12 protein-coding genes and 1 pseudogene are annotated in these 19,377 nt (G+C 51.3%); 7 read left to right on the top strand and 6 right to left on the bottom strand.

Going from position 1 to position 19,377, the window contains the following annotated elements:
* The 6 genes and pseudogenes from K2G43_RS12535 to K2G43_RS12510 form a co-directional block, all read left to right on the top strand.
* A pseudogene (locus K2G43_RS12535) lies at positions 1-1,236 on the top strand (hypothetical protein); the annotation flags it as partial.
* A gap of 142 nt (positions 1,237-1,378) precedes the next feature.
* Positions 1,379-2,335, top strand: coding sequence for a FimB/Mfa2 family fimbrial subunit (locus K2G43_RS12530; protein WP_297642050.1), 957 nt, complete (start codon positions 1,379-1,381; stop codon positions 2,333-2,335).
* Positions 2,336-2,356: 21 nt separating this feature from the next.
* Positions 2,357-3,826, top strand: coding sequence for a FimB/Mfa2 family fimbrial subunit (locus K2G43_RS12525; RefSeq protein ID WP_300155748.1), 1,470 nt, complete (start codon positions 2,357-2,359; stop codon positions 3,824-3,826).
* A gap of 31 nt (positions 3,827-3,857) precedes the next feature.
* Complete coding sequence (locus tag K2G43_RS12520; protein WP_300155745.1) at positions 3,858-6,041, top strand: hypothetical protein; 2,184 nt, start codon at positions 3,858-3,860, stop codon at positions 6,039-6,041.
* Positions 6,042-6,071: 30 nt separating this feature from the next.
* Positions 6,072-9,173 carry a hypothetical protein gene (locus tag K2G43_RS12515; RefSeq protein ID WP_300155742.1) on the top strand — a complete coding sequence of 1,034 codons (3,102 nt, stop codon included), beginning with the start codon at positions 6,072-6,074 and terminating at the stop codon, positions 9,171-9,173.
* Between the two features lie 33 nt (positions 9,174-9,206).
* Positions 9,207-10,097, top strand: coding sequence for a DUF5106 domain-containing protein (locus K2G43_RS12510; protein WP_300155739.1), 891 nt, complete (start codon positions 9,207-9,209; stop codon positions 10,095-10,097).
* 223 nt (positions 10,098-10,320) lie between these two features.
* Here K2G43_RS12510 and K2G43_RS12505 read toward each other — a convergent pair whose 3' ends face one another.
* Genes K2G43_RS12505 through K2G43_RS12495 form a run of 3 tightly spaced genes read right to left on the bottom strand, consistent with a single transcriptional unit; the run spans position 10,321 to position 11,597 of the window.
* Complete coding sequence (locus K2G43_RS12505) at positions 10,321-10,752, bottom strand: hypothetical protein (protein ID WP_300155736.1); 432 nt, start codon at positions 10,750-10,752, stop codon at positions 10,321-10,323.
* 9 nt (positions 10,753-10,761) lie between these two features.
* On the bottom strand, positions 10,762-11,208 hold the full coding sequence (locus K2G43_RS12500) for a hypothetical protein (RefSeq protein WP_300155733.1): 447 nt from the start codon (positions 11,206-11,208) through the stop codon (positions 10,762-10,764).
* Complete coding sequence (locus K2G43_RS12495; RefSeq protein ID WP_297642042.1) at positions 11,205-11,597, bottom strand: HEPN domain-containing protein; 393 nt, start codon at positions 11,595-11,597, stop codon at positions 11,205-11,207. The genes K2G43_RS12500 and K2G43_RS12495 overlap by 4 nt, the downstream gene beginning before the upstream one ends.
* Positions 11,598-12,184: 587 nt before the next feature.
* Here K2G43_RS12495 and K2G43_RS12490 point away from each other — a divergent pair.
* Positions 12,185-13,150 (top strand): DUF5106 domain-containing protein, encoded by a 966-nt coding sequence (locus K2G43_RS12490; protein ID WP_297642041.1) that lies wholly within the window; start codon positions 12,185-12,187, stop codon positions 13,148-13,150.
* A 76-nt stretch (positions 13,151-13,226) separates the two neighbouring features.
* On the opposite strand, the gene K2G43_RS12485 is transcribed toward K2G43_RS12490, so the two are convergent.
* From K2G43_RS12485 to K2G43_RS12475, 3 genes are all read right to left on the bottom strand, one after another.
* Positions 13,227-14,396 (bottom strand): metallophosphoesterase, encoded by a 1,170-nt coding sequence (locus K2G43_RS12485; protein WP_297642039.1) that lies wholly within the window; start codon positions 14,394-14,396, stop codon positions 13,227-13,229.
* A 155-nt stretch (positions 14,397-14,551) separates the two neighbouring features.
* Positions 14,552-15,997 (bottom strand): RagB/SusD family nutrient uptake outer membrane protein, encoded by a 1,446-nt coding sequence (locus tag K2G43_RS12480; protein ID WP_297642037.1) that lies wholly within the window; start codon positions 15,995-15,997, stop codon positions 14,552-14,554.
* Positions 15,998-16,018: 21 nt separating this feature from the next.
* Entirely contained in the window at positions 16,019-19,369 is a 3,351-nt protein-coding gene (locus tag K2G43_RS12475) for a TonB-dependent receptor (protein ID WP_300155728.1), read from the bottom strand.
* Positions 19,370-19,377 lie beyond the last annotated feature (8 nt).

The raw sequence follows: 19,377 nt of genomic DNA, 5'->3' as shown, positions 1-19,377 counted from the left end.
AATAATATTATTATGAAGTTTAACAAGTATTTTATGCTGGGTTTGGCCGGTTTGGCATTCGCGGCATGTAGTAATGATGAAGACATTACAAATCAAAAAGATGGTGACAAGGTATTGCTTAAGTTATCATTGGGTAGAACGGAACAAACCAGAGCGGTAGAAACATCTGCTGCCGGATTATTCAACAATGTGTTGGATTTAAAAGCTTATTTTTTCACCTCTGATAGTAGAAGATTGGAAATTGATGCTGAATCGCAAGCAAAGAACGAAGCCGAACTTGCAGCAGCAGTTGCTACTTTAAATAATGCGGGGACAACCGAACGTGTTGCTACCATCGCTCTTACAGGTGTGCCTGCAACTGCCACCCAAATCTATGTGGTTGCCAATGAAAACACACCCATTCAAACAGGAAACTTGGATGCGGCAAGAAACACTACTATTTATTTGAAAGGACTGGTTAAAAGAGCTGATGAAATGGAACATGTTTTCGCTCAACAAAACTCTTTAATGACAGGACTTGCAGGTATTGCGGACGGAGGAGACGGCGCAGCAACTGCAAATGTACAGATTACTCCTGTATCATCTCGCTTGGAAATCCAAAAGCTTACAGCTATGAAAGTTGAGGGAGCCGATGTGGTGAACATTGAAGATTTCCAATTGAAGGGCATTTACGTTAATCGTTTTTATTCTGAAGGTAAATTGGATCCTGAAAAGAATGCACCTGCAGAAGACCGAGCAACTACAAGAGAAGAGCATGGTTCTGTTACGACAGAATACACAGCAGAGACCTACGAAACTGATGGTTTTGGCTTTATGTGTGACGAATATACGACTCCTATCGGAAGTACGGTATCTACAACAACAGGTGCTATCTGTGAAGTTAACTGCCCGACGGAAAATAAATGTTGGGGATATCCTGTGCTTGCAGGTAAACAAAATGGAGAGCAAGTTGATGGTGTTTATGACGTAGCAAATATCGTTATTGAGTTAAGTGTTAAAATGGAAGGTGTTGCTGAACGAAGAAATAAGTATCTAACTATCATTGGATATAAGCAAGCAGATGGACAGAATACACCTGTGTTGACATTCGCAAGACGTAACGTATATCGTATCAATGATTTGCAGTTCGATATCAATGATTTGACAGACGTTCCTTATGAAGGAACAAAGAGTGTAACTGCGACCGTAACAGTTATGCCTTGGATTGGTGTTCCTGTAACTCCTGATTTCCATTAATCCTTTTTCTTACAAAAGAGAAATTGACCTATAGACCCTAAAGGCGAGGATGCACCTGCCGGAAATCGCGGTGCATCCTCCCTTTCCAATCTCTTTATTTTGATTTACATAGATTTATACAACTACAGATAAACTACTTGCGATGAAATATTCAATCAAGACAATGCTTCTGACAACTGCCTTGCTCTGCGGCTTTTCGGGTTGCATCAAGGAAGACCGCTCCGAATGTAACCCCGGAGTGCTGCTGAAGTTTGATTACTCGCTTAACCCGGACTACACCAACCTTTTCGGGGACGAAGTGGGCAAGGTTACCGTTTACGTATTCGACGAGAATGGACTTTACTACGACCGTTTTTCCGATGAGGGCAAGCACCTCACCAACGACTGGAAGATGTTGCTGCCGCTACCGCCGGGAAACTACACCACCGTGACGTGGGGAGGTCCGCTGGGCACCATGTACCGCATCGGCGAGACCAATGCCGACGAAACGGCGTTTCAGAGCGAGTTGAAGAAAGGGGTTACACACATTAGCAACTTCATGCTCACTGCTGAAAACAACGGACAGCCTCTGGTAGAGCTGGATGACCTTTACCACGGAAAGGCTGACGTGACCTCGGTCTATTGGCCTGAAGAGTTCACCACCGTTGACCTGATGAAAGATACCAAACTGCTCACCGTCACCGTAAAGGATAAGAGGGTGGGGCAAAGCAGGGCAGACGCTACAGACGTGCCCTACGAAGTATATTGTACGGGTACCAATGCCCGCTACCTGGCCGACAACAGCTTCGGCAAGAAAGCGGAGACCATCACCAACCTCCCGTATAACACCTACATCACCCCCGGAAGAGCCATCTCGGAGCTTAATCTGATGCGCCTGACCATCGGCCGCTCCTTCCGCTTAGTGGTGAAGGACAAAGAAGGCAAGATCGTCTTTGACAAAGATCTGGTGGAAACCATGCAAGCCACCGGACACTACAACACGCAGGAGGATTTCGACCGCGAACCAAGGTACGATGTTGTCATCAACATGGATGGAGATACCAACATTGTTATTACTATCAATGGGTGGGAAGTAGTATATATCATACCGATTTTATAAAGTAAGGAAAGGAATTGAATTATGATCCATATATCCCCCAACAAATATGCTCCGCTGCTGCTTTTCTTGTCGCTGGCACTATGGCTGGCCGCATGCAATCAGGACGAATACCCCGACAGCGCGGAAGCCGCAAAGGAAAACATTACGATAAAACTTCAGGCAACGTCGCGTGCCACCGATAGCGACACTTGGATGCGCGATGACGATGACCAATTCTCAAGCCTGGCCATATACGTATTTGACCAAGCCGGAGATTTTCTGGCTTTGCATAAGGTTTCTCCCGAGGAAAGCGTCAACGTGTTGACGGAAGTGTTCACTTGCAGCCCGAAAGCACGCTCGCTCTATGTGGTGGCAAACTATGCTGCCTACACGGGGTTGGATGCCGCGTTGACCCCCAAATCGAAAAAACAGGTCAAGGCACTGGTCGCCAACCAGGCGGGCGGAACCCAATTGGGCAACCAAAACATCCTGATGGCGGGTGAAGCGACCATCGAGCCGTTTGCAGAGGACGAACGGGACGAGACAAGAAGTGTGGCGGTGGAACTGCATCGCCTGGCCGCCCGTGTGGATGTCTTCGTCTTCAAAGAAGCGGGTTGGGAAAGCGAGGTAAAGGTGACCAAGGTGGAGTTCAGCGGAGGCGTAAAGAACACCACGTTGGATACGGAAACAACGCTGCCTTCCACTCCGGCACCCGAAGCGACCTTGAGCGAGACCTTCGCCGACGGCAAGACTTTGGTAGAACATAGCGGTGAAGCGGAACGCTTATGGTTTACAGACGACTACCTGCGCGGACGCTTCTACACCTACCGCACTCCCGCAACGCAAACAGCCACCGTCAGCGTCAGCGTACTGATTAACGGTACGATTGCGCACACCTACTCGGCCGACCTCACTCCATACCTCACGCCTGACAAGGATGTCGCCCTCCAAGCCGGACATGTCTATCAGGTGAAAGCCGTCCTGACAAGTATCGGATTAATCATAGAAATCGCCATAGCCGATTGGGACAAAGCCGACGATTATACGCTTACGTTCGACTACCCTCAATACACACAGATGACTCCGCTTGTTGGTGGAGGAACCACGCCCTATGCGCAACCCACGGTCTATTATGCCAACGAAGGCTCCACAGAGGGAGCTTACACCTTCAACTTCCGCATCACCGGTCCCCAGGGGCAGGTATGGACTCCGACCCTGAACGGAAACCCCGCTTACTTTGACGTGGAGGTGTTGCAAGGCGGAGCGGTGGTAACTCCCGCGGACGGCAAATATCCGATATCCGATCAAGACTACCAAATCCGGGTAAAGGCACTGAAACCCTACGAGGGCACCGAGATGGAAACCGCGCTCGGCATCTCCTGTCCGCCCGCATGGGCTCCGCAGGAGAACCTTTTGCTCTTGATTGGAGGAACCACGGACAAGTTGAACTGGAAGGGTAGCACGATGCCCGAATTGATTAAAATAAAACAGATTGAACGACCGACTAATTAGAAGAGCTATGAAACGGACAGCAATATATAATATGATTATAGGATGTATGGCAGCCTTTTCTTTTGCCGCTTGTATCAGCGAAAACGACGCATTGGTTATAGACGGAAACGAAAAAGGGGACGGCAACAGCATCATACTCGATATCTCGTCAGCCGCATTGCCGGTAAGCCGTGCGGCCACCGAAGAAGCCGTTGGGGCAGAAGTGAAAGTCAGCCATATCGATGTGGTGATTTTCAATGCGGATGACGATCAACTGGAACATCACGAACGGGTGACAAGCCGCATCGACGGCAAGACCGGCACCATCACCATATCGGCTACGCGAAACAGCTTCGAAGCGGATAAGGCATACAAAGTCTATCTGATAGCCAACAGCACGCTTGCGAAGGATGTGTACGCCGGCATCACCGGTCTGAACGAACTGCGTGCCCTCGAACAAGAAGACCGGGAGATTCACATGACCGGTCTGGAAAATGTCACCAATGCACCGCAGACCTTCCTGATGGACGGCATGGCCCGCCTCAAAGGGACGGCAGAGACCGACAACCCTACCGTGGTGCTGAACAGCGGCAACCAGACGGACGACACCGTGCTGCAGGCCACCCTTCGCCGGGCAGCGGCTAAAATCGTCGTCCGCCTGATGCAGGGAGGCGACGTGCAATTCACCACTACTCCGACTGCCGATGGAGCCGTCTATTATCTCCGCAACATGCCTTATTCCACTTCCGTCCTGTCGGGAATAGATGGAGAAGCGAAATTGAGGGCTACCAGTCCCAGCCAAGGTGCTTACTTCAACTGGGGTACTCCCGATGAAATCACTCTCACCGCCTATGCCTACGCCCACGACTGGAACGACAAAAGTTCGTTGGAGAACGAGGTGCGTTTCATCGTGAATATCCCGCTGACCTACCAGGGAGTGGAAGTTAAAAGCAGCTACTACCAGATTCCGGTAAGCAAGGAGAAACGGTTGAACCGAAACACCTATTATTATGTCACCGCCACCGTGAACGCTCCCGGTGCGGAAGACCCGTCTGAACCGAAAACCTTGGAAAACATCCAATACTCTGTGGCTTCTTGGGAAGAGCAGACGGTCAATGTAGGTGGCGAGACCGACCGCCCCAGATACCTCTACGTAAACGAAGAGGAGATGGAGATGCACAACATCACGGATGACAACACAACGCTCTCTTTCTCTTCCTCGTCAGCCGTGCAGGCTCGTGTTGTCCGTGCTTACTTCATCGACAAGTTAGGCCAGACACAAACCATATCCACCAATGGGATTACCGCCACGCCCAGTGCGGGATTGAACGGAGGAATCGACATACACAGCCCGATACCTACCAACAACACCATCCGATATATAGAGTTGGAAGTGACCAACGAAGACGGTGTAACGCCCCGCAAGGTGACTGTTAAGCAGTATCCGTTGGAGTATATTACCAATATACAAAGTTGGTATTCGTATCGGGACGACTTTAAAAATAACAATTCACAACCAACGACGTATGAGTTTCAAGGAGATGGGATTGTGGGTATAAGCTATAATAGCCGAAATGAGACTTATTCGAAGAGCCAAAATTCTAGCGGTTTTTGGCGTTCTAAAGTGGCAAGTAGCCACAACAACGATGGTAGCTCTACCATTTCCTATTATCGATGGCAAGCAGGAGGAGGTTGGACTGGCTGGACCAACGATGGTTCAAACCGTTCCATCCAAACAGCGCAAAGTAATGGTAATGCCAGAATGTATCATATACGGATTACGGCTTCTTCCGGAGACTATACATTGGGTAAACCTCGTTTGACACAGGAGGGTTATACAGATTCCGGTGCAGATAATGCCAAGTTGGTATCACCCTCTTTCATGATTGCTTCACGTTTGGGCTTTTTGAATACAAGCGGCAATATTGACCTTTCACAAAGTTATGCACAGAATGTTGTAAGAGACCATTGCGCTAATTATGTAGAAGTCTATAAAGACAAGAACGGAAATACCGTAACGTTGAACGATTGGCGCCTGCCTACAGAAGCTGAGTTGAACATTATCATGAAGTTCCAAGGTGGAGAAAAAGATAATGCCGATGCAATTGACTACCTTCTGAACGCAAACTATTACTGGAGTGCCAGTGGACGGATTTTGAACTCTAAATCTAATTCCAGTGGAACTTCCGTCCGTTGCATCCGCGATGCCTACGACGACGAAACCGTCAACCAATAGTGATAAGATGATATATTAAAGATAAGAGCTATGATAAAGAAAACGATACATACAGCAATAGCCCTGCTGGCCTTGTCGGTGGCATTCGTTGCCTGTCAGGATGAGCGTGAACCGGAAATGCCCCGTGTGCCCGACGGTTATGTCAACTTGCAGTTCAACACCGATGTGCCGGCCATGCAGGAAGTGGTGACCCGCGCCGTGGACGATGACGGAAAAGGGGTGCAGGACATGACCCTCTTCTGCTTTGACAACTACGGGCTGTTCATATCCACAACGACAGCTACCCTGGCTTCCACCAGCGAAACAACCGGCAGCTTCAACGCCCAGGTGCCCGACCATACACGCACCATCCATTTTGTGGGCAACCAGAACATGAGCCAGTTTCCGGAGAACAGCTTCGCCAACAAGTCCGAAGCAGAAGTGATGGCCTTGCTGCAAGGCTCCTCCGGCAGAATGATTTATTGGGCGCGTTTCGCTTGCGCCCCGGACAATGAGGCAAAGATTGACGAACAATTGCGGGAGGCCGGTAATCAGATTACGCTCATCCGCAACCATGCGTTGGTGACGGTGGCCGAAAACGCCGCAGGGTTCACGGTAAAAGGGTTCAAGGTATATAACACGAATGCCTTCGGTACGGTAGCCCCCTACCACCCCACAAAAGGCTTCGACTTTGCATGGCCTTCGGCCGATGACGCCTTCGTCACCCTTCCCGACAACAAGGCGAAAATGAGCGATGTCCGCGAAGTGACTACCGAACTGGAACAATACGTGTTCGAATGCGAGAACAAAGAGGACGACCCTGTCAGCGTCATCCTTTACGGACGGAACAATGGAGATGCGCAGGACCTGTATTACCGTGTGATGATGGTGGACGCCAACGGCGAGCAAATCCTGATACGCCGCAATCACAAATATATTGTGACCATCACCGGCAAACTCTCTTACGGGCAGGCCACGTTTGAGGAGGCTTTGACAGCCGCCGCCACCAACAACGTGTGGGTGGCCATCTCCGACGATGTGAAAGAAGTGAGCAACGGGGCATACAGCCTCTCTGTGGAGCAGACCTCCTACGTGATAGACAGCGAGCAGGCTCCGGGCACGGGTTATAACAACATCCGCTACACGGTGACGGCCGCTGCCGGCACTCTGGATGCCGAAGCCGACAAACCCACGGTGACCTGGCTGGAAGGAAACAACGTGGCCTCCGCAACCATCGGAAACTCCTTCACCGTGAACGGTGCTACCGGAGAGGGACAAATCACCATCACCACCTTCCCGCTGGGAGAGGATGAAAACCGCCTGGAAGGTACGCTGCTCGTCAAGAAAGGACGGCTGCAACGCAAAATCAAAATCATCAAGATGAAGAAGCAGACGTTCAAACCGGCTTGGATGGGTGCCCAGCTGTACGGAAACATCGGCGATGCCACTCCGGACAAACGTCCCAAGGCGACAGCCGTATTCACCATCCCCGAGACCTGTCCGCAGGAGCTCTTCCCCATGAAGGTGTTGATTTCCGCCAACGACTTGGACGTGCGTGCCGCTTCCGGCATGAAACTGTCTGTCATCAATAAAGGAGACGAGGGATATGGTACGGACGGCACGCTGGAAGGATGGAACACGTGGGGATACAAGTATGTCTATATCGCGGAAGCGCCCGGCGTGCAACGCATCTATCTGGAAAGTATCCTGACGCAGACAGACGGGGCGGAACGACAGCTGACCATCGAAGCGGACCACTTCGAACGGATGAATCTGAAGTTCCGTTTCTCGGAGAAACTGGCTACCATCACATTGGACGGATTGAACGAGTATGACGGCAATGACAACCCCAACGCACCAAATGACGAACCTATCCTCTACCGGTTGGTTCCACAGAAGAAACACGCGAACGTACAGTTCAACATGCAGATGAGGAACCTGACCGCGACGTATCAGCCGGGCGAACCGTTCAATGCCGGCGCGAATGATGAGTTCCTGATTTACACGAGCAACCTGATGCACTATGCGGAGGGTGAGGAAGCGAAAGCGGGCGTGAAGGAATTCGAATGCGATTTCCATCATAGCGAGGCAACCGCCTGGTCGCAGATAAACAACGCCAATGGCGGAACGGCCTGTATGTTTACTCCGAAACGTCCGGACAATCCGGCACAGGGTACGGGTAAATACAGTGTGTTTATGTACACCGCCAAGGCTAAAAGTGCGGAAGTGATCCGTATCGCCTCCAACCTGAACACGTTGCCTGCGGTATTGGCCAAAAACAACGATAATGCGGGCAAGTATATGGGAAATACCTACCGCAGCGTGATTTTCGAGCTGGCCAACTACAATCCGTTCCGCTTTGCCGCACGCGTGACGTACAACAACACCGCCGCCGCGGGTACGGACGCCACCGGCGACGCCGCAGAGCCTACAGACGCTTTGGAATGGGATTACACCCCCGGACTTCCGGTGGACATTGAGATAGACGTGACCAGCTTCGCGGGTTCGGATGGCAAATCGGCCGATCCTTTCGGAGAGCCGTTCGATATCTACATCGACGCTCCGATGCTGGAGATTGACAATGCCCGCCTGGCCGACTGCAAGCTTACCACAGAAAAACTGCAAGCCGCTCCGGGCGTTCCGGGACGCTTCATCTACCGGGTGGATGCCGACAGAGAGAAAGAACGCGCGTTTGGCATATCCGCAGCCATGAAGACTGACAACACTGCCGGAAACCAATCCGGCGAGCGCAAGAAGCTGCCGTTCAAGGTAAAAGAGGCGGTAAGCGCGGGCGACATCACCGTATCTTCCGACAAAGAGTGGGTGGTTTATTTCGACAAGACGTTCCGCGTGAACAACCGTTCCATCACCGGCACCTTAAAGTATCGGAAAGCGGACGGTGCGGTATCGGATGTTCCGGCAAGGACATTCGTTCCTTTCGAGCGTGTGAGCAACAACAGCCGCATTGGTGCGGTGACGGTGCCCACAGACGGGACTTTCGATTTGCGCCTGCGTAAGGAGTATGAGTTCAATTGGAATACGGACAAGGTGGAATTCCGTTGCGAGATCGACGGAGTGACCTACAGAGCCGAAGTGGCAAGTCTGGCCATCCTGTCCGGCAACCGCCAAGTGGTGCTTGAACCGGCCGACTGACCGTTGGAATCACTGACAGAGAAATAACTTTGTATGAATATTCCACGTATTCTGCTCTTCGTATGCCTTTTCGGTAACCTCTTCTCCTGCCTGTATGCGCAGGTTCCGCAGGAGCAGTCGTTCCGCCTGCCCCATATCCCGGAGATATTGGTCACTCCGGAAGAACGCGCCGCCTACCTGTCGCTGCACTACTGGGACCACTTCGACTTTACCGATGCGGTTCTGATTGACCGCCCGGAGGTTACCGAACAGGCATTCGTCGATTTCATCGGCCTCCTGCCCTATGCCCCCAATGCGCAGGAGGCCGTCGATACCCTTTTCCGTCGTGCCTCAGCCGCAAGAAGAATGTTAGACCATTTCATCACGCTGACCGACAAGTATCTCTACGAGCCCAACTCGCCCATGCACAACGAAGAGCTGTACATCCTCGCGCTGCGGGCACTGGTGAACCATCCCGGCCTGAAGGAGACAGACAAGCTACGCCCCCGCCAACGGTTGAAGACAGCCATGAAGAACCGCCCGGGCGATGTGGCGGCGGACTTTGCCTTCATTTGCCGGGACGGCACGCGCCGACGCCTCTCCGAACTGAAAGCCGATTACCTCCTCCTTTACTTCAATGACCCGGACTGCGACAACTGCCGGCGTGTGAAGGCACGGCTCTCTTCGTCCCAACCGGTGGACCGGCTTTTGGCATCCGGCCGGTTGAAAGTGCTCTCCGTCTGCGTGGAGGGCAGGACGGACGTATGGGAAAAGACAGCCTTTCCTGCCCGCTGGATAGACGGCTACGATGAAGGACTGCAGCTCACCCGCAAACAGATATACGACCTGAAGGCCATGCCTACGCTCTACCTGCTCGATGCCCGAAAACGGGTAATACTGAAGGACGCCTCTGTGGAGCAGATTGAAGCACGGCTGAAATTTTAGCCTGCTGTTGAAAGAGAAACTTCCGCTTTCAATCGGAACGCAGGTGTCGGATTATTATATCATCACTATACAGGCGCTGTTTAAATCAAGATGCTGGTCGTGTGTGGAAACAGCAAATATTCGCAAAAGGAAACTGAAATTTTTGAAGTTTGATGCAAGGTTGTAAATGAATAAGAACGAGAAAACTCTCAGTAACAATTAATTTTCAGGGTTTTCTTGTATCTTATTGCAGCGTTATCACTATCGGGTCGGGAAGCGCCTTCACAAGATTGACCGGAGGAAGAATGATATTGGCAATTTCGGAACCTGCTTGCTCACAGCGTGCGTGTATTTCTCCTCGGGCTGCGCCCACGTTGATAGTGGATAGGTATTGCGAGAAAAACGGTTGAAGCGTGAATGTGTTTCCTTCAAGCATCGTTTGGAAGGCATCAGGCTTAACGTCGAAGGTGCTGACAAGTGTCATTTGTAATAGTTCAGTTTCGGCTTGAAGGTAGGTGTATGCAAGTCTGGCCATAACCAGGTGATTGTCGGGATTCACGCCGAACTCATAACCGGTACGTACTTCTACAGGTATCTCTTTCTGTAGCTTATTGCCTGTCAGTTGAAAAGATTCCACCTGAAGACCTACAACACGAAAAGGAATTTGTTCACTCATAAATATATATTATGCGGCAATGGCATAAAATGCCTCTGACTGGGTTTGACGGAAATTCTTGCCGGCAGGTGCGGTGGTGCGGACTGATGATGAAGTCCATGAAGCAACTGCCCGTTGTGGCAATGCTGAGATACTTGTAGAATAATGCAAAGGAGCGCTTGCGGAAACAAACGAACGGACTGCGATTGTTTCTGCATTAGGAGAAAGCGAGAACAAACTCTCTTCGTCAGTGAACAGGGGCGCTTCGTCGCCATAGGTGGCATTCATCTCATCAGCAAATTGCATGGCATCAAGATTGAACTCGTCTGAAAGTTCGATTTGGTTTAATGGTGAAAAAGATACCATAAACACACCGCGGCTCTCGCAGAATTCGAATTTGATAAAGAGCCAAGTGTATTTTTTAGTCATCCGGGAAGCCCAAGCACGTAACTGCTTCTCAATATTTTCTTTGTTCATAGGTTTCCGGAATATGTTTTGAGGTTGGTAATTAATGTATTCGCAAGGTCCCTGCAAGTGATACTCTCTTCATCGGAAAAATCTTTGTGATGATAGTCGGCATCTACACGGTTGTTTTTTAGCAGTCTTACCGTTTGAGTAAATGTACGAATCATTTGAGGTTTTGCATTGATTCTGTTCTTTATTTCCGTGAGGATATATTCATGTGAGGACTCTCCGCTATGTGCATCTTGTGTTGCAAATGTTATGGGCCTATCAGATGTATTGGCAAGCATGTATTTCATATACTGAAATACGGCATAATAAGAACAATGTACACTCGATGTGAATTGTTTATTATCAATCAGTATTTGAGCTGACAGCATATTATTATCAGACTTGTTTTTCATTACCTAATGAGCTCATTTCCTTTTTTATGCATACAATCGGCGCACAAATCTACTGCTTTTTTCTTGAGAAAAGGCGAAGATATGCTATTAATCGATTGATAATCACGTTTTTTAACATTATAAACTTTTGGAATGCTTTTTGTTGCTATTCAGCCGTTTACGTGGCTAAACTTCAATCCTTGTCGGACTATTCCCGATACAGCCGCCCTCATTTGCATGCCGGCAATCGGTGTCACGGATGCACCGGGGGATATCCCTGCATTGATAATGAATACGTTATATGCGTTGCGACGGGTGAATGTTGCCTCCTTCGCGAATCGTAAAAAAGAAAGGAAAACGCGTCTCGCATTGGAAAAAGCGCTATATTTGCACCAATCAACAGACATTGACTCAAGTTTCGCAAGTTTCTGAACTTGCTTTCAGTGAACAAGTAAACAAGGGTACAAGATTCTCCTATCTGCCTGTTTCATGAATAGGATGCAGATAGACTCCTGGGTGACTCCGCCTCGTAGCCTCGTCAACTTGTATCCTGACACCCTATCAGAGATATGCGAAACTTAGATTAAAGTCCCAAAATCTGCTAACTGATGAAACCAACTACTGCTTTCTCACTCTTTTCGATATGCCTCCTGTCTCTCCTCATCGGCAACATGAAGGCATGTCCTCTTTGGAAGGTTCCGACAACAACCGCCGCAGGCAGTCTCCCGCCCGATACCCTGGCTCTTGACCTGCCTCTGCCTGCCATCCCCTCTACCTTGCGCACTCCCCACGAGCGTGCAGCCTACCTGCTGGCGCACTTCTGGGACTGCATGGACTTTGCCGACACCTTGCGCAGCCGTCATCCCGACTTCGTGGAGCAGAATATCGTCAACTACCTCTCCCTCTTCCCTCATGCGCAAGCCGATGCACGCACCCAAGCTGTGCACTCCCTGATGCAGCGTGCCGAGGCCGACAAACCTGCCTACCTGCTGCTTGCCGAACTGGCGGAGAAGTACCTTCATACTTCCGATTCGCCCATGCGGAACGAGGAACATTTCATCCCTTTTCTGGAAGAACAGGTCCGCACCTCTCTGCTGGACGAAACCGAGAAGTCGCGTCCACGCTTCCTGCTTGCCGCCGCCCTGAAGAACCGTCCCGGCACCCCGGCAACCGACTTTGCCTACCGCACCCGGGACGGGCAGAGCCAAACGTTGCACACCACTCCTTCCGCCTCCCGGTTGCTCCTGCTGTTCTATAATCCCGACTGTCGCCACTGCCGTGAGACCATCGCACAGTTGCAAGCCGACCGTCTCTTAGGCGAGCTGTTGCGCGACCAACGCCTCACCGTACTTGCCATCAATACCGAAAGCGAGCACGAGACGGACACCTCCTCCGGATATCCCCTCCCTGCCGGGTGGATAGCCGGAACGGCCGACACCTCCTTCACCGACAAGGAATTGTACATCCTTCCCGCCATGCCTACTCTCTACCTGCTGGATAAAGAGAAAGTCGTGCTCCTGAAAGAAGCATCGCCGGTGGAGATACTGACACAGCTGGAGACGGAACCCCGATAGCACCTGAAGGGGCCGGACTCACCGTAGATTCCACCGGTTGATGCAGAGGTGTCTTCAGCGGCAAGGGTGGGGAAGACTAATCAACCGGCAATGTCCGCTTCGCCCCTTTGTCGCCCACTACCACATACTTGTCGCGCTCAATCAGCACCGCACGTCCGCGTTTCTTCTCGCGGTTCTCCTTGTTGTCCACATTGACACCGATGACCTTTCCGCCATAGAAGGTGGAGATGTCCTTGAAGATGGTGTGTCCTACGATGATGCGGCGCACCTTGTAGCGTTTCAGCAGCAGTTGCAGAGAGTCGGCAGGCAAGGGGTGGTACTTCGCGTCCTTCCTCACCAGCCCTCTGTACCAGATGGGACCGTTGTTTCCGTAAAGAAAGGCCGTGAGGGGCGACAATGCCTTGCGTTCCTTCTTGCTTAGGAACAAGGCACGGCTCATTTCGCGGTTCACTGTCGGGATGTCGAGGTTGCGGTCGTAGAACTCCTTTCCCAGTCCGGCGTGTACATAGAGGTCTTTCCCGATGACCTGCATCGTGTTGCGGGTGCCCAGCCAACGTCCCAGCTCCGTGTCGGCGCCGAACAGCTTGCGATAGCTGATGCCTAATTTCTCGGCAAGCGCCTTATACTTCTCCTTCGCATAGCGCAAATCTCCGGCAAGCACCATCGGTTCGTGGTTGCCCAGCAGGAACGAGACGCGCCCGCCTGCCTGCTCCGCTTCCGCCTCCAGTTTGTAGAAGAGCCAGAAGATTTGCGGCACGTCTTTGCCACGGTCGAAGATGTCGCCGATGACCACCAGGTGATTCTTGCCGAAGTCCCAGCGATACTCCTTGTTGATGATGCCGTTTCCTCGGAGCAGGCTGATGACGCAGTCCAGCCTGCCGTGCGGGTCGGACATCACAAATACCTTGTCCGGTTGACGGTAGTTCCAGTCGGGACATTTGATGGGATGCAGCTTGACATCGAACGACGATTTCCCTTTGTGGTCGGTCACGTGCAGCCGGAAGTCCTTCGGCAGCACCGTGTAGGTGGTGTCGCAGATTCTTCCTTTGACATCCACGCTGACGATGCGCGTCTTGCCGTCCGGGCGGTAAATCACGTAGGGACCGTCTGCCGACAGTTCCACTTCCTTCTTCTCCTTCTCTTTCTTCTTGCCGTCCAAACCAAGAGTTCCGGCAGAGATGCCGGAACTCATAAAGGTCAGAATAGATACCACAAGAGAAAGCTTCACTAAACTTATCTTGTTCATAGGTTATTTATTTAAGGGAGTGTGTCAGAAACATGCTTTTCATTTTCTTTTAGGCACGGAATTACACGGCTTTCTTCTTAATTAATTCCGTGAAATCCGTGCCTAAGATCTATCATTTCATTCTCTTTTTCGTGTTTTGAGACCTCCTTGAGTTATCAATAGCCGGGGTTCTGCACCATGTTGGGGTTCGCATCCATCTCGCGTTTGGGGATGGGAAGCAGGATTCTGAAGAAGTCCCAGTTGATGTCTTTCATGTACTTCGCGCTATGCTTGGTTTTCGACAGTTTCTTGTCCGTCTCGTTCAGGCGTTCTATCGAAAGTCCGTTTCTTACGGCATCGTACATGCGATGTCCTTCGCACACCAGCTCCTTGCGGCGTTCGTTCAACACGCGTTCCAGCGTGACGGTGGTTCCCTCTACCGTATTGTCGGGGTTCGCCCTGCGCACGATGGGGTCAAGGTATTTCACGGCAGCGGTGTTGTCGTTCAGCTTCACGGCAGCCTCGGCAGCTATCAGATAGGTTTCGGACAGACGGATAAGCGGGATGTTGGCATCCTCGATGTTCTCGCCCTCCTGCGGCTGGTACTTATTGACGTAGGCATAATAGGTCTTGTCGAAGCTCAGCAACTTCAGGCGCACATCGTCCGGGTCTTCCAGCAGGAAGTGATAGAAGGAGCAGGTGATGCAGATGTCATCGTAACCATCTTTGGAACTCAGGTAGCCCATGCTCTCCTTGCCCGGGCTGTCGGTGGTCAGGTTGACAATCTCGAACAGCACTTCGCCCGGTTTCGAGGCGGAAGCGTCGTTTGCCCAGATGGTGGGATACTCTTCGTTGGTCCACAACGCATACTTCTGCTTCTCGGCTCCCTTGATGGCTTCCGTCGCATACTTGAAGGCATTCTCATTGTCGTTTTTGTACAGATAGACGCGGCTCAGCAGCGACATGGCCGCCCACTTGTTGAACTTACCTTTCTTAAACTTTCCGCTCAACAGGCTGACGCTCTGCTCCAGGTCGTCTATCACTTGGGTGTAGCACTCTGCCACAGTATTGCGCTTCGGCTTGCTGTCGATGGTGGAGAGTCCTTCCACGATGGGCACACCGAGGGAGGCGCCGTTGTCCTTCGTATAAGGATAACCGAAGAGACGGGTCAGGTCGAACAGTGCCAATCCGCGAATGGCAAGTGCCTCTCCCTTCAGGTCGTCGCGATAGCTGGCATCATCTTCGTCAATGGCAATCTTGTCGATGTTCATCAGAATCAGGTTGCAGTTCTGAATGATGGAGTAGAGATAGGACCAGTGGCTGCTGGGACCGTTGTCGGCAGAAAAGCCGAACAGGTAGTAATTGCCCACACGCTTGGTGGAGCTGACTGCCTGCATGTCATCGCCCGTAGCGTCTGCATAATAGACCAATCTGCCCGAATAGGCATTCGAATTCTGCATCGTGCTGTAGATGCCGTTCAGCGTAAATTCCACGTCCGACAATATCTTGATGCTGGTTTCCGTATCCACCGAAGTAGAGGGTTCCAAATCCAGCCAGTCGTTTCCGCAGGAAGTGGCGGTAAACAGTACGGAACTAATCAATAAGTATTTAAATATCTTCATAACAGTTCGTTTTTTTAAGGGTTAGAAATTTACGTTTATACCGAAAGTAACCGTCTTCAGAGGAGGTGTTCCCCAGATGGCAGTACCGCTGCGCACGGCTTCGGGGTCGTAGTAGTCGAACGCCGCCCATGTCCACAGATTGTTTGCCGAAGTGTAGAGGCGTACATTGTCGATGCCAATCCGGCGAGTCCACTCCTTCGGCACGGTAACGCCGAATGTCAACGTCTTCAGACGGATGAAGTCCGTGCTGTGCAGACGACGTGTAGAGGTAATCTTGTTCATGGCGTATGCCGAAGACTTGTCATAGAACAATTCATATCGGGTTACATCGCCCGGCTTCTTCCAGCTGTCTCTATAGTAGGTAGGAATATTGGCTTCCAGGTCATAACCACCGTGTTCGGTCTTCTGCGCCCACGTGTCGTACGAATAACCGCCAAACTGATAAGAGAACATGAAACTGAAGTCGAACCACTTGTAGCGCAGCGTGTTCGTCAAGCCACCGATGGCGGTAGGTTCGGCATGCTTATCCAGTACGATGGCACGAGCCTCCGTGCTTTCCTCCGTGATGTCTTTCTTGTAGCGACCGTTTTCATCCAATTCGTTGGTATAGAATTGCGGAGCACCGGTCTCAGGATTGATGCCTGCAAACTCTTTCATGTAGAAGGTACGGTAGGAGTGGCCCACTTTGTGAATCTGCGTACCGCTGATAATCTCGGTCTGCATGCCGTCCAGCGTCACCACCTCATTCTTGTTGTGCGAGATGTTGAAGGTTGTGTTCCAGCTGAAATCCTTGGTACGGATGTTCGTGGAGCTTATTTCCAGTTCCACACCCTTGTTCTTCACCTCGCCGATGTTCATCAGGTAACTGCTGAAACCGGTGGTCATGGAAACGGGACGGTCCATCAACAGGTTCTTGGTGGTACGTGTGTAGTATTCCAGCGTCACGTTGATGCGGTTCCACAAAGCGAAGTCCAGACCTAAGTTGAAGTTATAGTTGGTCTCCCATTTCAAGTTGTCGTTCCTGATTTGAGACTGGCTGATGCCCGGTTGCTCCATATAGCCGTTGGTCAGGCTGCTGAGTCCCATATAGCCGAAATAGTCGGAAGGAAGCGTACCGTTCACACCGTAAGAGGCACGCAGCTTCAAGTCGGTCAGCCATCCCTTGACAGGCTCCATGAAATTCTCTTCGATGGCACGCCATGCAGCAGAAACAGACCAGAAGTTACCCCAACGGTTGTCGCGCTGGAAACGCGAACTGCCGTCGGTACGGAAGCTGGCGCCCAGGTAGTAGCGGTTCTTATAGTCGTAGTTCAAACGGAAGAGGTAAGACACCATACGGGTACGGGTGTCGCTACCGCCTACCGATTCGGTCTTCATACCGTTGCTGATTTCATTCTTGTCGTAGGTCGCGAAATTGGTGGCATAGCCCGACAGGTAGTCGCGATACTGGTCGTCAATCTCGTAACCGGCCAGGGCGTCGAAGTGGTGGTCGTTGGCAATGTTCCAGCTATAGGTCAAGCGGTTGGCCCATACCATTTTCTTGTATTCATAGAACTTCTTGCTCATACCTCCGTTGACATCGTCACCGTTGGAAGTACGTGGGTCGCTCCAATCCTTGCCCTTGGTATTCACATAGTCGTAGCTGAAGGTAGAACGGAACTTCAAGTTCTTCAGGAACTCGTATTCACCGTAAATGGTATTGAAAGAGCGGGTCACGTATTCGCGCTGGTAGTCGTAAGCGGCCGACAGAGCCGGGTTACGGTCTCCGTTGCGGATAAAACTGCGGTTCCAAGAGCCGTCCTCGTTGTAAACGGCATCCGAAGGAACTACCGCATTACGGGACGAGTAGAAAGGAGAAGTATAAGAAGTACCTTCGCCATACACATCCTGATTGACTGTGGCAAACAGCATGTTAGCCCCTACCTTCAGGCGGTTGGTAGCCTGGTAATCCACATTCAGGCGGCCGCTGATGCGCTCCAGACCTGAATTGATGGCAATACCCTCTTGCTTCAGATAAGAGAGTGAAGAGTAGTATTTAAACCGATCCGTACCTCCCGAAAGAGATGCCTCGTAAGATTCATGGTTTCCTTTCTGGAACATGACATCGTCCCAGTTCACATATCCGCACCAGGGCACGGGTGCAAAGTCATCGATTTCTTTATCGGCAGCTGCCGTAGCCTCTTCTTCGCTCTTTCCTTTCAGCAACTGGGCTGTCTTCAAGCCATCGTAGATATACTGGCGGCGTTCTGCTCCACCCATCACCGGACGGTAGTCCATCGCGAAGTCCGACTTACCCCAATCTGCCTTGAGCGAGATTTTGGGTTTGCCTGCCTGGCCATTCTTGGTGGTAATCACCACCACGCCGTTGGCAGCACGTGAACCGTACAGAGATGCGGCAGCGGCATCCTTGATGACCGTAACCGACTCAATATCGGAACTGTTGATGGTGGACATGATGTCGAGCCCTGCATCCGAACTCATGGTGTTGATGCTTCCCGAGCGCACAGGCACCCCGTCGATGACATAGAGCGGCGAGTTGCTGGCGTTGAACGAACCCATACCACGGATGCTCAGCGATGTGGAAGCACCCGGCTGTCCGGACGGAGAGGAGAACTGCACACCCGGCGCATTGCCTTGCAGCAGGTCCTTGAAAGAGGTGGCCGGAATGTCCTGCAACTTATCCGACTTCAGGTTGGAGGCCGAACCGGCGTATGCCGACTTCTTGAACGTACCGTAACCGGTCACCACCACTTCCTCCATCAGGTTGGCATCGGAGTGCAACTCCACCTTCACCTGCCGGCCGGCAGTGGCTTTCACCTCTTGGCGCACATAGCCCACATAGGATACCACCAATGTCACTGTAGCCTGTTCCACCTTGATGGAGAAATGTCCGTTCAGGTCGGTAATCTGTCCGTTGGCGGTTCCCTTCACCAGGACGTTGGCTCCGATGACCGGTTCGCCCGTTTCGTCCACCACAGTACCGGTGACAACGCGTTCCTGCTCCACCGCCTTCACTTCGTGGGCAGGACGGATGGCTATCGCACCGTCTTTCACCATATAGGCCAAACCGCTATCCTTGAGGCAGCGGTCCAGCACAGCCGAAATCTTCTCGTTCTTTACATTCAGATCCTCCACCTTCACCTTATTCACGTCACTGGTGCTGTAGATGAAGGTAAAGTCCGTCTGACGCTGAATTTCCCACAAGACGTCACTCAACGTGACATCCTTTAAATTTACTGTGACTGTTGCCTGCGCAAACGCCGTATTGGCAGCCTGCACAAAACCAATCATAATGAAACTGAAAAACAGGAATGCAATCCATATACGTTTTCCACTTTTCCAAAAACTGGTGTAGCTCTGTTCTTTAGTCATAATTGAAC

The organism is Bacteroides sp., assembly GCF_029057325.1.
In the GTDB taxonomy this organism is placed as follows: Bacteria; Bacteroidota; Bacteroidia; order Bacteroidales; family Bacteroidaceae; genus Bacteroides.
The sequence above is the reverse complement of the archived record's forward strand: the minus strand, read 5'-3'. Positions and strand labels throughout refer to the sequence as shown.

Excerpts from the sequence above, each read along its gene's own strand:
- K2G43_RS12480 (WP_297642037.1), bottom strand. The coding sequence starts at position 15,997 with ATGAAGATATTTAAATACTTATTGATTAGTTCCGTACTGTTTACCGCC.
- K2G43_RS12490 (WP_297642041.1), top strand. The coding sequence starts at position 12,185 with ATGAAACCAACTACTGCTTTCTCACTCTTTTCGATATGCCTCCTGTCT.
- K2G43_RS12525 (WP_300155748.1), top strand. The coding sequence starts at position 2,357 with ATGATCCATATATCCCCCAACAAATATGCTCCGCTGCTGCTTTTCTTG.
- K2G43_RS12500 (WP_300155733.1), bottom strand. The coding sequence starts at position 11,208 with ATGAACAAAGAAAATATTGAGAAGCAGTTACGTGCTTGGGCTTCCCGG.
- K2G43_RS12510 (WP_300155739.1), top strand. The coding sequence starts at position 9,207 with ATGAATATTCCACGTATTCTGCTCTTCGTATGCCTTTTCGGTAACCTC.
- K2G43_RS12495 (WP_297642042.1), bottom strand. The coding sequence starts at position 11,597 with ATGAAAAACAAGTCTGATAATAATATGCTGTCAGCTCAAATACTGATT.
- K2G43_RS12520 (WP_300155745.1), top strand. The coding sequence starts at position 3,858 with ATGATTATAGGATGTATGGCAGCCTTTTCTTTTGCCGCTTGTATCAGC.
- K2G43_RS12475 (WP_300155728.1), bottom strand. The coding sequence starts at position 19,369 with ATGACTAAAGAACAGAGCTACACCAGTTTTTGGAAAAGTGGAAAACGT.
- K2G43_RS12505 (WP_300155736.1), bottom strand. The coding sequence starts at position 10,752 with ATGAGTGAACAAATTCCTTTTCGTGTTGTAGGTCTTCAGGTGGAATCT.
- K2G43_RS12485 (WP_297642039.1), bottom strand. The coding sequence starts at position 14,396 with ATGAACAAGATAAGTTTAGTGAAGCTTTCTCTTGTGGTATCTATTCTG.
- K2G43_RS12515 (WP_300155742.1), top strand. The coding sequence starts at position 6,072 with ATGATAAAGAAAACGATACATACAGCAATAGCCCTGCTGGCCTTGTCG.
- K2G43_RS12530 (WP_297642050.1), top strand. The coding sequence starts at position 1,379 with ATGAAATATTCAATCAAGACAATGCTTCTGACAACTGCCTTGCTCTGC.